Source organism: Achromobacter insolitus (assembly GCF_002209555.1).
Taxonomy (GTDB): domain Bacteria; phylum Pseudomonadota; class Gammaproteobacteria; order Burkholderiales; family Burkholderiaceae_B; genus Achromobacter; species Achromobacter insolitus.
Window position 1 is genome coordinate 404,100 of record NZ_NJIF01000004.1, and the last position, 13,955, is coordinate 418,054.

Consider the following 13,955-nt stretch of genomic DNA (forward strand, 5'->3'; position numbering starts at 1 on the left):
AAAGTACCGCCACACGGGTGCCACGAACTTTTATCTTCTGTGGTTGCCTGGAAGGTACCTACTGCGGGCGGCCGTGCTCACGCAGCGCCGCTTTGGACGAATACATCAATACTGGTTCGGGCTCAGTACGTGTACGTTACGCTAGCGCCAATGCTGTATTGGTTACGCTCCTGAACGATGGGGCTGTCTGCCGCGTCACCAAGCAACCGACGAGCTTCGGCCGCGACAGTCCACGACCAGGCATCGCTAATTGGAATCGTCCATGCTGCACCCAAGGCGACACTTTCGAGCCCTGCTTTCGGTGAATATCTCCGGAAGCCTGAGTTCAGGGATTGCCGATTGCTTACTCCATACCAAGTGCGCATGTAGTTGCCATCTCCAAAAGTTCCGCTCAGGGACAATGACGCCGTGCCTGCGGATCCTTCGTAGACGTTCGTGCTAGCTCCCAGATTGAAGAACGTGTAAGCGCTACCAACGTCACTGTTGTCGCCCTTCTTGAAAGCATGGACCAGGCTAGCTGATAGAGTTACCGGCCCTAGGCCGGTCTCGGCATCGATACCGACCTGCGCGCGGCTTTCCACGCTACCCATACCCCGGAGGAAGTTCGATCCCTGATCACTGCTGCTCTTGCGATCTTTGCGCGACGCACTAGGTGCAACATAGAAGCGAAATGTGCTCTCCAATGCCTGCGTTTCCCACCCCAAGCCATAGTCAGTGTTAAGAAAGAATCCGTTCGGACTGCGTATCCCCAGACCCACAATTGGTACAGCAGACCCCTCGTTACTACCGCTATAACGCGGCGCATAGCCAACACCGACGGTGCCATAGAACCGCCATTCGTCTCCCTCGCCTGCACCGGTGGCAACCGGCAAGCCACGCGATCCTGCGTTTCGCTGGCCGTAAACGGAATTGGTCTCCGCCATCTGTATGTTTTCCGCAGCGAAGGTAAGTATGGGCAAAGTCGCTAATGTAGCGGCAGCGGTGACGCCCCAAAAGGTACGGCAAGCTCGAATAGATAGAGTCATATTAGGAAAGCAGAACTCGAAAATAGATACGTAAGGCTAAATTTGACGGTGCAGGGCAAGGGTCACGGATGGCCACAACCCGTTGCCCCCGCGGGCCCCACTGTCAAAATTGACTGCCGGCCGCCGCCGTCTCGCAGATCCCTCTGACCGTTAGTCGGAGACCTATCGCGGTCGTACCGGCACGTATCGACGGCCCGGTGCAGTGGCATACATCACCAATGAGCTCGGCAATGCGCAGAGGGCAGCGAAGGATGAGTGAGTAGCGGGTGAAAGCACTTTAGGAATTCACGTCTTGATACTATCCGCGCGATACGGCCGGATCCTTCCGCATTTGTATGAAGTTTGTGAAGATTAACTAGCTATCATGTGAAGATTCTTCACGCGTCCCTAAGCAACGTCATCGCAATGCGTTGCGGCCCATGCCAAGCACAACAAAATTCGCAGGTCGCTGACGGTTGCCGAATGAGCGGATTCTTGGCCGCTCGCTAGGTGAACCGGTACAGCCAAGGGGCCGAATTAACCGGGCCGGTCAGCCAATGGCATAGGCAACCCGAGCAAGTTCGAGGTTTCCGGTCTGGGGCGATTCTATGGGGGCAATTCGATAGACCAGCGGTGCGTCCGCAGCATCGCCAGTGTGGAGCTTCCCCGGTTTCGCAAGTATCTCGATCCCTCATGGCCTCAAGGCGCTCGAGGAGAGCGAACGGGTAGCGGCATCGCAACAACGCTAAGTGAGCCGGTGGAGAAGCTCAATACAGCTTCGTCATTGACAGAGAGTCGGAGGGTCGCGGCAGAATCTCACCTGCCGCCGACACTGGGCAGCCGCTCCAGGGAAGAAGTGGCTAAAAAAGACCTAAGGGGTAGGCGTGAGATTCCGAGTAACGAGCATCACGCCCCCCCCCTGGGTGCAGACCTTCATTGCACAGTACGCAAGAAGGACAGCAGGGCACTGTTGACCTCGCCCGCGCGTTCCGTCTGAATCCAATGCCCGGCACCTTCAAGGAAAGTCGCCATCCCCATGGCTTGTGCCGCCTCACGAAATCCCGGAAATTGCAAAACTGTATCCAAGACACCACCTACGTACGCCGCGGGAACCGGCAGAGCCATACCGTTCCAAGGTGCGGTGTCCTCCCAATTGCTCTGAAACACCCGATATCCATTTAAGCCCCCGCGGAATCCAGAGCGGGCATACGCTTCCGTGTAGACATCCAGATCGAGATCGGAGAGGAAACTCATGGGGCCATCGGGCTCGGCTAGCGCATCCACAAGTGTTCCTCCCTCGGAGACAGTCATGAGAAATGGCGCTGCGGGATTTAGCCCGGAATTCGCATAGATCAATCGCCGCAAAGTCCGCCTTACATCCCGTTCGAGATCTCGTTCTGCCACACCAGGGCTTTGGAAGTATTGCATATAGAACCCGGGGGGCACCGCACCTTGGAAAGCTTCCAAGACACTCATAGGCCCCCGCGGGATATAGGGCACCGACAACCCCATGACGCCGCGTACTCTGTCGGGCCGCATTAACGCTGTGTGGTATGCCGTGGACGTACCCGCATCATGCCCCACCAACACGGCCTGCGAGATATCAAGGGTATCCATCAAACCAATTACGTCGCCCACAGTCTGGGTAACCCCATAGCTGGCAATATCGGGAGGCGAGTCCGATTCGCCATGGCCTCTCATATCCAACGCAATGGCGCGATAGCCTGCCTCGGCGAGCGCGGGAAGTTGATGACGCCAGCTATACCATAGCTCAGGAAAGCCATGGCAAAAGATGACAGCGGGACCGCTGCCGGCCTCCACATAGTGCAGGCGAATGCGGTTTACTTCGATATAGTGATGGCTGAGCGTACTCATGTTTCCTCTTAGAAAAATATCAGACAGCGGTCGCGTAGGCAGGTCGCTTGTCCGTCGCGTTGCCGAAATCGTCCTATCGGTTTGGGGTCAGGAGAAACTTTTCCCCCGTACCGCGCCGATTACATTGAGCCATCGTGCCGGGCTGCAGCAGTTCCAATAGCGATACGGTTTTGGAGTAGTGACTGCGGAAGGTCGTTTGCAAACCGTCAACGACTCGCTGTTTAAGCATATCGGCCCTCTCCGGCCCGATTCTCCTTAGCAGCGCTAATAACACCCACCCTGACATGCCCCAAGCCATGCCAAAATTTCGCTCAAAGCGGGTTTGGCTACTGTCCAACCCTCCGTACAGGTAGAGTTGTTTGTGTGTGACAGAGCCGTAGCGGCTGTACTGTCCCTCCGCCCGGCATAAGACGGCCTCCATGCATGCCAGTATCTGCCCACCAAGGCTACCTCCGCCTATGGCATCGAAAACCAGCGTCGCGGAGGTCGCGGCTATGGCGTCCTGCAATTCCTCGATGAAATCGGGTGAGCTCGAATCGCAGACGTGGATAGCCCGCTGAGCACGAAGTAGGTCTACCTGCTCCTTCCTTCGAACAATGTTGACTAGACCAATCCCGTCTTCCAGACAGACCCGGTTTAACATCTGACCCAGATTTGACGCCGCAGCGGTGTGTACCAATGCCGTGTGCTTCTCGTGCCGCAGTGTTTCCACCATTCCTAGGGCAGTCAATGGGTTGACAAAGGCTGAGGCGCCTTCTGCAGAAGTAATCCCATCTGGCAACGCCAGGCATGCTTGAGTCGAGACGCAGCGATACTGGCTATACATTCCTCCACCAAATGCTGCAACTTTCCTTCCGTCGAGCTTTCTTGCCGCCTCAGAACTGCCCGTAGCGACTACAGTGCCAGCTCCTTCGTATCCGACTTCCAGGGCTTCACCTATGCGACCGGCCATGCTTGGCATTGCTGCGGCCGGAATTTCCGCGAGAATGCCCGGAAACTCGGGGTTGCCGAAGGTTCTCGCCGTGCTCATGTCCGCGGCACCGAACAGCAGCCCCAAATCAGATGGATTTACCGGTGCCGCTTCGACACGGATCAACACCTCATTCGGGCCGGGCGCGGGGACCGGTAACTTCATGAGAGTCAACTCTAATTTTCCGTCAGCTCGGACAAGGGAGCGAAGCTGAAGAGAGGTGTGCGGGAGTTGCATTTCTTACGGCCTACCCTTCAGCCACGACGGTGTTCCGCAGGATCCCTGCTGTGGGTATCGATATGACCAATTCGTCACCGGGGACCAAGTATCGGCCGGTGAACGCTCCAACGCCCGCAGACGAGCCGGCGATAATCACGTCGCCAGGCTGCAGATGGAACGGTTGCGATGCATACTCGATCAAGCTAGCAAAATCGAAGTACAGATCATCCATCGTCAAGCGCTGTCTAAGCTCGCCATTTACGCGCGTTTCGAGAACTAGATTGGACACAGGGCCGGCTTCGTCCAGCGTTGTAATCCACGGTCCAAATGACCCACTTTTATAGAAATTCTTGCCGGGTGTGACCTGTTCCGAATGCAGCTGATACGCTCTTATAGAACCATCGTTGTAGCAAGCAATACCGGCGATATGATCTAACGCGTCGGCCTTGGGGATGTAGCGTCCGCCGCGCCCGATAATAATAGCCATCTCGCCTTCGTAGTCCAACGTCGGAGAAGCCGTCGGAACAACCACAGCCTGGCCATGAGCGACATGGCTCGTCGACGCCCGCAGGAACAATCGAGGATACTTCGGCTCCACTATGTCCGTCTTGAAGTAGTCCGAAGCTTCCCTTGCGTGGCTCTTGGTGTTTAGCCCCACACCAATGATGTGCGCAGGATTCGGAATGGGAGGCATTAGCTCAACATCGCTGAGACCATAGTCGGGCTCTGCATCCGTGCACTGATGCGCGAGATGCACTCCAAGGCCAAGAAGCGTCTTCAGGTCTGGAATTTCGAGCCTTTGCTTCAGATCAATGATCGCATCCCCGACGACCATACCGAAGGATTCCAACCCATCATATCGATAGCTTGCGAGTTTCATAGCATTCCAATTTTCAGTTGTTCGACTACCGCGAAATGCGGGTGCTAGTTGCGGTACAGGATTTCCATCACTGCCGGATCAACCGGGGTCGGAGGCATGGGGTATTGCATTAGCGACTGCTCAGCCGTTCCGGCTCTCAGCTTGCTCAGCATGTCGTCCGCGTCGAAGACCTGCCCTATTGGGTTCGCGTCCATGGCTCCCGATTTGACGAACTCCACAAACTCCTCGACGGTCTTCTGGTTATCGACTTGCATTTCCACCCGATTTCGATCCGGGTCTTCGTAGTAAATCGACATGGTGGGCCCATGATTGATGGTGAGGATGGGCAACACGCCTTTCGCTTTGAGTCGGGCATAGGTTTCAAGTAGATCTGACAGCGACTCGAACGTAAACGCGATATGCTCAAGACCCACAACTCCGGACGGCCTCTCGATCATTCCTGGCACACGCACAACTGCAAGTCTGTGATGTTCAGAATCAAACGTCATGAAGCAGGTCATTTCGTCCCTGTGCGCGACGAACGCACTAAGCAGGTCTTGATACCAATCGCACATGGCCTCGAAGCGTGCGTCCGAACGCAGCACGACATGTGCCAATTTCTTCGGTGAGATGCCAGCCGATCGCGGCGCGCCGTGTGGCGTGTCGGGGCAAGAAGTATCTGGATTCATTGCGTTCTCCATCATTTTTAGAAATTCATCACCAGCGGAGGACGTCGAGCCGCCTGTCTCGGGATAATGTCGTACCGCAGCGATGGCCGCCTCGTGGAAGTTCTCCGCATCTGCGCGCCCGTGCCAAAGCACATGGCCATCGGGGCGAACGAGCACTGCGATCCCAGGGGAACACATACGCGTTGCACCCCCATCCTCGACGTTCGCGGGCAGGTGGACCAGGCCGATCCCAGCCTGTGCAAGTGCGTGCCGACCAATACCTTCACCTTCCTGCATACCGAATAGCAGCAGTGTGTAGTGATTCTTGTCATAGGCGTCGAGGCTCGAAAGATGGGCAGCTTCCAACCAAATGTGCGGAAGCCGGCTTCCCGCCCGAAGTGCAAGCGCGCAATCGCCGTCAGTAAGGTGCTCACCCGGGTCCTGCTCACCATAGCAATAGCCGACCTCCACCTCCAGCGCATCAAAATGCGGGCGCTGAGCAGCGATCGCCGCGTCGATCGACAATCGCTTCAAACGGCTTTGTTCGGTGCCATCATCCAAAGAGAAATTCCGTCGCTCAGCGGGCGCCCGTTGAACCACCGAAACATCGGCTGGTACCAAAAACTGGGCGCCAATCGCGTTCTGAACTTGCAACAGATTCCTGAAGTTCTCGACGCTGTGCGCGCAATTCCGGGCAGCCACCGGTGCGCGCTCCTTACCATACGTGTCCAGCAGATCCGCCTCCGCCTGCCCCCTCAGGACCATCGCAAGCTTCCATGCCAGATTGTGCGCATCCTGTACACCCGTGTTGAGGCCCAGCCCCCCCGTCGGTGGAAAGCGGTGCGCGGCGTCGCCGATCAGGAAAAAAGGTCCCTTCCGAAAATGCGCCGCAACCTGGGCGCTCATATTCCACGAGCTCACGCTGACCAGCTGCAGGTCCACTTGAGGATCGCCAACCGCTCGTCGGGCTAACTCCAGCATGACCTCCCCCGAATACGCTTCGCGCGCGGCATCGGGCGGCATGACACACATGAATGCCCAGGTCTGGTCCAGGTCATATGAAACGAATATCCCCGGAGCATCCTGGTTGGCGATAAAGTGCACCGGACCTGTGTCATTGCCCAGATATCTGTTGAGATCGCCCTTGAAGTAGCACGTCGCGAAACGGGCAATAGAAGGTGGCCCCAGCATATCGATGCCCAGCGCCTTACGCACCGCGCTCCCCGCCCCATCGCAAGCGAGCACGTAATCGAAGGCTTCAGTGCGCGTCCGGCCGTCAGGCCCCTGAATGGTCAGGACTCCCTTAGCACGATCGACGGCGGCATCCAGCACCTGCTGGCGGAACTGTACGTCCCCCCCCAGCTCTCGGAGATGCGCAAGCAGGATGTTGCCGAATATATGTTGTCCCATGTTCAGGGTCCGCACGGGGCTGGCATTTCGACGAAAGAGCTTCTGTTCGGGAGATCCCTCCAGCATTAGGCGGCCGAACCGAGTACCGGCCAGTTCTGAGGACCACGTCGCGCAATGCATCCTGTCTTCCGGAGACGCAGCTGCGGCCATTTTTTCGAAAAGACCGAGCTCTCGCAGGATCTCGCAGGTTCGCGTGTTCACTACATGAGCTTGCGGCAGCGTAGCGATGCCTTCGGCCTGCTCAAACACCGTTGCATGCACGCCTTTCTCACGCAACAGGATTGCCGTGATCAGGCCAGCTGGCCCTCCACCCACAATCGCCACCGTATTTTTCTTGTCGGAATTGTTCATTGTCTCCACCTCAATCAACGATAAAGAAAGCAACCGCCCTGTACACCACAATCAAATGACGCGAGCGACCTCTTCAAACTCTAGCCTTGGTGCACGAGGGAAGTTTCCTTCTGGATCTGGGTATCCCAGATTCACTAAGAAGTCGGACTTGAAACGCCCTTCTGGAAAGAATTCACGATCCAGAGCTTGCGCATCAAAGCCGCTCATGGGCCCTGCGCCGAGCCCGACCAGGCGTGCTGCCAGAATTAAATAGGCGCCCTGCAACGTCGTGTTGCGCACCGCCGTTTCATGAGCAAGCCCCTCATTCCCTGAAAACAGCTCCCACGCGCTTGGGACGGCGGGAAATTGAACGGGCAGATGTTCAAAGAATCGTGTGTCGCGCGCAATGATGGCGGTCACTGGCGCGCGCAGCGTCTTCTCGACATTACCGTGCATGAGCGTAGCTGCTAGCCTAGCCTTTGCCTTGAGGCTAGTCACGAACACCACCCGTGCCGGCTGCGAGTTCATCGCCGTCGGCCCCCATTTGTATAGGTCATACAAACGTCGCAGAACGGCCTCATCCACCCCTCGGTTCTGGAACTTGTTTGTCGTGCGAGCCATTGTGAACAACTGCTCATCGAGCAGGTATGGCGATGGTGCTTCAATCACAGAATCTCTCTTTGAAAAATCAATGAATGCGGAGCAGGCGCCCGCTATACGAAAAAATTTTTAGATCGCCACCTCACGATGGCCCTTCAATCCCAACATCTCGCGTGCCTGATCCGGTGTCGCTATTTCGAACCCGAGCCGTTCAAGCACTTCGCGAATCAAGCTGACCTGCTCCGCGTTTGAGCAGGCCAGTTTCCCCGGCCCCAAGGTCAAGGAATCCTCCAATCCGACCCGTACGTTTCCGCCCATTAGTGCTGCCTGGGTTACGAGCGGCATCTGGTGCCGTCCTGCGCCGAGCACGGACCAGCGATAATCGTCACCAAATAGCTTGTCGGCAATTCGCTTCATGTGAGTCAGGTTTTCGGGGTCTGCACCAATTCCGCCGAGTACTCCGAAAACAAACTGAATGAACGGCGTCTTAACAAATCCACGGTCAACAAAGTGCTTGAGCGTGTAGAGATGGCCAACGTCATAGCACTCGAACTCGAACCTCGTACCAAGTGGTCGAGCCAATCGCTCGAACAACTGCTCGATATCACCGAACGTGTTGCGGAAAATTGCGTTGCGCGAAGCCTCGAGATATACCGGCTCCCACGCATAGCGCCATGCCTTCACTTTTTCCAAGATTGGAAAAAAGCCGAAATTCAACGAGCCAACGTTGCACGATGCCATTTCCGGTGAAAACGTGAGTGCGGCCTCCAAACGTTGCTCCAAGCTCATTGTGTGAGCCCCGCCTGTGGTGATGTTTATCACCGCATCGCATTGGTTGTGGATGGGGGTCAAGAACTGTCGGTAGATCTCTGCGCTCGGAGTCGGCTTGCCGTCGGCGGGATCACGGGCATGTAGGTGCAGAATGGCGGCACCCGCCGCGGCAGCAGCCAGCGCGTCTTCAGCGATTTCCGCTGGCGTAATGGGCAAATGCGGCGACATCGTCGGAGTGTGGATCGAACCAGTCACGGCGCACGTAATGATGACTTTTCGGGACATAGAGGGCTCACGCGGTATCGGGTGGTAGGGGAAGGATGAAGGTCAGATTTTGGCGTCGACCGCCACAGCCTTGACGGCCCGCGATAGTTGCACGGGACCTGGCTTCAATAGAAAGCACGCCAGAGCGGGCAGCAGCAGCAATGCTCCGATCATGTTCCACAGGAACATAAACGCGAGCAGAATCCCCATGTCCGCTTGGAACTTGATCGGACTAGCCATCCAGGTCGCCACGCCCGCAGCCAAAGTCACGCCGGTCAGCATTACGACCTTGCCCGTGAAGAGCAATGCCCGATAGTAGGCTTCGGACAAGCTCACTCCGCGGCGCAGTTGCGCCAATAAGACAGACAAGATGTACAGGGCATAATCAATGCCGATCCCTACGCCAAGCGCGATGACCGGAAGTGTGGCGACCTTTACCCCCATACCCAGCGCGACCATCAAAGCTTCCGCCAGGAAAGAAGTCAGCACCAACGGCACGACGGCCACCACCACGCCTCGCCATGAACGAAACGCCAGGTACGCCAACAAAGTGACGGCTCCGTAGACTAACCAAAGCATCTTTCGCCATGCATCCTGCACCACAATGTTCGCTGCCGCATCGATGCCCGCCGACCCTGCCGCCAACATGAATCTGGCCTGCGTTGTATCGTTTCGACGCGCGAAATCCTCAACATGTTCGACCACACTCGTCAAGGTGCGCGCCTTGTGATCTTTCAAATACACGTAGACTGTCAGCAGATCGCAGGCGTCGTTGTAGAGGCCGCGAGGCGCATTCGCAGTGATCGAGTTGATGCTGTCTTGGCTGGGCATCAGCTCGTACCATTTCGGATTACCTTCGTTCAAGCCCGTCAACATGCGCCTATTCAGCAACGCCAACGTATTGGTAGATTCGACGCCCTCCAATTGGCGCAGTTGCCATTCCAGCTCATCCACTTTCTGCACCGTTTCAAATCGAGTGCATTGTCCCGAGGGCGTCCGAACCATGACCGCGAGCACGTCGCTTGATGACCCATACGCCGCATTGGTGAACTTGACGTCGCGGTTGTAACGACTATCGGCTCGAAGTTCGGGGGCTCCTGGGTCAAGGTCGCCGATAGAAAGCTGGGTGCTGACGGCAACACCCAGAGACAACATCACGCCGGCGACGAGCACCGCACAGCCAGCCCAACGCGGTTGAGTGAACTTATCTAGGAAAGCCCACAGCGCATCCCGCCCCGTGCCGCGAGTGGTGCTGTCAGTTGTCCGCAAACTGCGTTTGGCCGCCACTTCGCTAACGCCGGTGTAACTAAGCAGCACGGGCAACAAGATTAGATTGGTGATGATCAGCGCCGCGACGCCTATAGACGCGGCGACCGCAAGCTCTCGAATGGACTGGATGTCGATTACCAGAAGCACGCCGAAGCCAACCGCATCGGCCAATAGTGCCGTCAGCCCGGCCAGGAATAGGCGGCGAAATGTATAGCGTGCGGCGACTAACCTATGCGTACCGCGACCGATGTCCTGCATGATGCCGTTCATCTTTTGTGCGCCATGGCTCATGCCGATAGCGAACACCAGGAACGGCACCAGTATTGAGTATGGATCGAGGGAGTATCCCAACAGTGGTAATAGGCCGAGTTGCCACACCACGGCGATCAGCGAACTGGATACGACCAAGATGGTCGAGCGCAGGCAACGCGTGTACCAGAAGACCATGCCGGTCGCTATCAGCACGGCAACCAAGAAGAATTCCAGGACATGGCGGACGCCTTCAATCATGTCTCCGGCAAGCTTGGCGAAGCCAGTGATATGGACGTTGACTCCTTTGCGCTCGTACTTGAATCGCAGATTCTCCAGCGCTTGCGAGAAACGTCGGTAGTCCAATGGCACTCCGTCGGCGCCCTTGTCCAGCAATGGCACAAAAATCAGACTGGAACGAGCGTCCAATGCTACGATCTGGCCGATTTCCCCAGAACGCGCGACGTTCTCGGATAGCCGATGCAGGGACTCAGGGGATCCGTCATAGCCGTCCGGGATCACAGGCCCACCCTCCAGCCCATCTTCGGTCACCGCAGTCCAACGGGTAGCTGGCGTCCAGAGGCTGCGCAAGCCCGGTCGAGCGACTCCCGGCAACAGGTACAACTCGTCATTAAGCTCGCGCAGTATCTCCAAGTACGTCGGATCGTAGATGGCGCCGCGGGGATTTTCCACTACCACCCGGATCGCGTTACCCAGCCCGTAAAGTTGCCTTTCGTAGTTCAGGAAGTTCACTACGTATGGATGCGAAGTAGGGATGCTCTTCTCGAAACTCGCAGTCAAACGCAAGTGACTCGCCTGCCAGGAAAGGATAATAGTTACGAGCAGGCACAGCACCACCACAACACGCCGGTGATTGAATAGCGCGCGTTCGGCCCAGGTACCGGAGTGCGCGTCGAACTTGGAAAGGTCCTGCACAACCGGCTGAATGTCGGAGGATTCGTGATTCATGGACGTGCACTCACTTGTTCTTTGGTCGGCTGCGGCAGGCGCACGACCCCTCCTATCCCGTAAGCAATCACAGCGCCTTTACTCAATGGAATCACTCCAGCCAAAGGCGGAAGCAGCGGCATCACGACCGGCGTCATGACACGGCCATCCTGACTTGCGAATACTTGTCCTGCCTGAGAGGCAATCAGCACGGATCCGTCTTCCTTGGGTGCGACTGCAAGCAGCGACACCGCAGCCCCACCTTCGATGCGCGACCATACTTGACCGTCGTCCGCCGAATGAAAGGCGTTGCCCCGCAGGCCGACGACCACCAGGCCATCTGGAAGCAGCGCAAGGCCGAACCAGCTTCCATCATATGGAGCGGGGAGCGCGTGGAATGTACGGCCATCGTCTTGCGACCGTCTGATAAGCCCCTGCTCACCGACGATAAATACGTCCTTGCCACGTGCGCGGATGGCATACAGATGCAGCCCCTCAGGGTTGTGCAGTCGATCCATGGCAGCGGACCATGTGCCCCCCCCATCGCGCGTCTCGAAGAACAGGCCGTACGCACCCACCACATAGCCGTGCTGCGCGTCGAGGAAATGCAGATCAAGCAAGGGACTATTGCCCGCCTCTCGAGCGAAGCGATCTGCTGCCCTCAACTGCTTAGCAGCCGCCTCATCCCCCGGTGTATTGCGCATGCGCATATTTGCAGCTTCTAAGGCTATGCTGGCCAGCCTGTCGCCGTCCGCCACAAGATTCCAATTTTCGCCACCATCGACTGTTCGCAGGATGACGCCTCCATGCCCCACCGCCCATCCTTCTCGCGCGCCGACAAACTGCACCGCAGTCAATGTCACGCTCACCGGGACCTGGCGAGCCTGACGCCAATGTATGCCGTCGTCGTCTGAGAGCACTACGACTCCCCTTTCCCCCACGGCGACGACTCTAGGTCCGGCGAGTGTGGCAGCGAGCAGCACACTGCGATGTGCAGACCTGACGGACACCGCGGGGCGTTCCAGGGCAGGAGAGATCGCCCCGGCATAGGCTTCGGCAGTGACTAGCAGAACCAGCGCCGGCAGGGCAGTCACCCACCAGTAAATTCGCTTTTTCATCTTGGATCCACGCGTTGCTTGTCCACCCATACGCGGAGCATCAGCGCACACCTTCTGCTGCCATAGCATCTGGAGTGAACATCGCATCGCGGAACTGCGACGTTTTCGGCACATACATGCCCCGCCGTTCGTTGGCGAAACCTGTCACATAGGAAGCACCGTTCGTTAAGTCATAAACACCCCAGTTGACCTGTTCCGTCGCAGGAACATCAGACATCACCATGGGTAAGCCGAATGGCACGCGGGCCAACTGACCACTTGCGTCGTACCGTTCCGCGATGACGGCGTCCCAAGTGTCCTCATCTATGTAATAGCGACTCTTGGGAGATGTATGGCGCTCTCCCTTCTTCAGCTCCGCATCGACCACCCAAACACGATGACGTTCCCAGCGCACATAGTCGGGATTTATATGCTGGGCACCCAAGATTTCTCGGTCCGTGGTTGGCTGCATGATTCGGTTGGCGTTGTACGGGATGTACATCTCCTTCTTACCGACGAGCGTCCAATCAAACCTGTCCAGGCGACCTGTAAATACGCCGACTTCGTCGAAGCTGGCGATACCAGCGGAAAACGGCGTAGGCGTGTCACAGCACGAGTTCGGCAATTTTCGAACTCGTCGCTGACCGGTCAGGTAGACCCATGTAATGGACTTGGATTCCTCCAGATTCATGCGTCCCGTGATCGCTTCACCAGCACGGATCGCTGGCCCCTTGGTCAGCGATCGGATCAAGTAGTACTCGTTATTGAACTTTTCCGGCGCTTGTGCGTAATACGGCATCCACATCGAGTTCTCAGCATCCAGAACGTTGATCCATGCACCGTCGGACGTCAATTGATAGCCTTTGGCTTCGAAATACCAGGCATCACCGCGCCAGCGCAACTGGTGATTCCACATGACCTCGAGTCCGGATTTTGGAATCGGAAACGGGATGCCGCCATATGCGCCTTCCGGGAACGGTCCCGCCGCACCGTCCTTGAGGTGGGCGTTCACCGCATTGCGAGCGGTATTGTCGTAGACCCACTGTGGCGCGATTGCCGTGCGGTGAGTTTTGTAGACATCGACGCGGAAAGTGTCGGGGTATTTCTTTAGTAGCGCTTTGGCGCCCTCCGTCAGGTAATTCGCGTGCTGCGCCATGTTCTTGACGTCCACCGAGAACAGGGGCTTCTCGCCGGCGAAGGGATCTTGCCTGCGTCCCTGGTCGATACCGGCATTGGGCGTAATCGCCCCCGTCCAAGCCGGGATGCTGCCGTCCGAGTTTCCTGCTCGTTCCGCACCCATCGGCGTCAACCCATTCGCAAGTTGCGCGGCCTCCTCTTTGGAAACCGCCGCAAAGGACGTCCCTGCTGCCAGCGACAACACCAGCATCAACCCGAATGTGAAATGGTTCGATTTCATGTACA

The 13,955-nt window shown here is 57.2% G+C and carries 10 protein-coding genes; all 10 read right to left on the reverse strand.

All coding sequences use genetic code 11. From position 1 onward, the window contains the following. Positions 1–122: 122 nt before the first annotated feature. Positions 123–923, reverse strand: a complete 801-nt coding sequence (locus CEY08_RS16980) for a MipA/OmpV family protein (RefSeq protein ID WP_076814777.1) — start codon at positions 921–923, stop codon at positions 123–125. A gap of 1,014 nt (positions 924–1,937) precedes the next feature. After that, positions 1,938–2,879, reverse strand: a complete 942-nt coding sequence (locus CEY08_RS16985) for an alpha/beta fold hydrolase (protein WP_076814779.1) — start codon at positions 2,877–2,879, stop codon at positions 1,938–1,940. Between the two features lie 73 nt (positions 2,880–2,952). Continuing rightward, the gene (locus tag CEY08_RS16990) at positions 2,953–4,014 is read right to left on the reverse strand and encodes a zinc-binding dehydrogenase (protein WP_408609577.1); all 1,062 of its coding nucleotides are present in this window, start codon (positions 4,012–4,014) and stop codon (positions 2,953–2,955) included. An 82-nt stretch (positions 4,015–4,096) separates the two neighbouring features. After that, entirely contained in the window at positions 4,097–4,948 is an 852-nt protein-coding gene (locus tag CEY08_RS16995) for a fumarylacetoacetate hydrolase family protein (protein WP_076814783.1), read from the reverse strand. 44 nt (positions 4,949–4,992) lie between these two features. Next, positions 4,993–7,356 carry an FAD-dependent monooxygenase gene (locus CEY08_RS17000; protein ID WP_076814785.1) on the reverse strand — a complete coding sequence of 788 codons (2,364 nt, stop codon included), beginning with the start codon at positions 7,354–7,356 and terminating at the stop codon, positions 4,993–4,995. A 51-nt stretch (positions 7,357–7,407) separates the two neighbouring features. Beyond that, a complete protein-coding gene (locus tag CEY08_RS17005) occupies positions 7,408–8,001 on the reverse strand; it encodes a malonic semialdehyde reductase (protein WP_279627153.1) in 594 nt (197 codons plus the stop codon). A gap of 63 nt (positions 8,002–8,064) precedes the next feature. Continuing rightward, positions 8,065–8,991 carry a 3,5-dioxohexanoate:acetyl-CoA acetone transferase gene (kce, locus tag CEY08_RS17010; protein WP_076814789.1) on the reverse strand — a complete coding sequence of 309 codons (927 nt, stop codon included), beginning with the start codon at positions 8,989–8,991 and terminating at the stop codon, positions 8,065–8,067. 42 nt (positions 8,992–9,033) lie between these two features. Continuing rightward, on the reverse strand, positions 9,034–11,457 hold the full coding sequence (locus CEY08_RS17015) for an efflux RND transporter permease subunit (RefSeq protein WP_076814791.1): 2,424 nt from the start codon (positions 11,455–11,457) through the stop codon (positions 9,034–9,036). After that, positions 11,454–12,554 (reverse strand): WD40/YVTN/BNR-like repeat-containing protein, encoded by a 1,101-nt coding sequence (locus CEY08_RS17020; RefSeq protein ID WP_076814792.1) that lies wholly within the window; start codon positions 12,552–12,554, stop codon positions 11,454–11,456. The genes CEY08_RS17015 and CEY08_RS17020 overlap by 4 nt, the downstream gene beginning before the upstream one ends. Before the next feature lie 40 nt (positions 12,555–12,594). Then, a complete protein-coding gene (locus tag CEY08_RS17025) occupies positions 12,595–13,950 on the reverse strand; it encodes a DUF1329 domain-containing protein (RefSeq protein WP_170946330.1) in 1,356 nt (451 codons plus the stop codon). Between the last annotated feature and the right edge of the window lie 5 nt (positions 13,951–13,955).

Excerpts from the sequence above, each read along its gene's own strand:
- CEY08_RS17015 (WP_076814791.1), bottom strand. The coding sequence starts at position 11,457 with ATGAATCACGAATCCTCCGACATTCAGCCGGTTGTGCAGGACCTTTCC.
- CEY08_RS17025 (WP_170946330.1), bottom strand. The coding sequence starts at position 13,950 with ATGAAATCGAACCATTTCACATTCGGGTTGATGCTGGTGTTGTCGCTG.
- CEY08_RS16985 (WP_076814779.1), bottom strand. The coding sequence starts at position 2,879 with ATGAGTACGCTCAGCCATCACTATATCGAAGTAAACCGCATTCGCCTG.
- CEY08_RS16980 (WP_076814777.1), bottom strand. The coding sequence starts at position 923 with ATGGCGGAGACCAATTCCGTTTACGGCCAGCGAAACGCAGGATCGCGT.
- CEY08_RS17000 (WP_076814785.1), bottom strand. The coding sequence starts at position 7,356 with ATGAACAATTCCGACAAGAAAAATACGGTGGCGATTGTGGGTGGAGGG.
- CEY08_RS17020 (WP_076814792.1), bottom strand. The coding sequence starts at position 12,554 with ATGAAAAAGCGAATTTACTGGTGGGTGACTGCCCTGCCGGCGCTGGTT.
- CEY08_RS16990 (WP_408609577.1), bottom strand. The coding sequence starts at position 4,014 with ATGAAGTTACCGGTCCCCGCGCCCGGCCCGAATGAGGTGTTGATCCGT.
- kce (WP_076814789.1), bottom strand. The coding sequence starts at position 8,991 with ATGTCCCGAAAAGTCATCATTACGTGCGCCGTGACTGGTTCGATCCAC.
- CEY08_RS16995 (WP_076814783.1), bottom strand. The coding sequence starts at position 4,948 with ATGAAACTCGCAAGCTATCGATATGATGGGTTGGAATCCTTCGGTATG.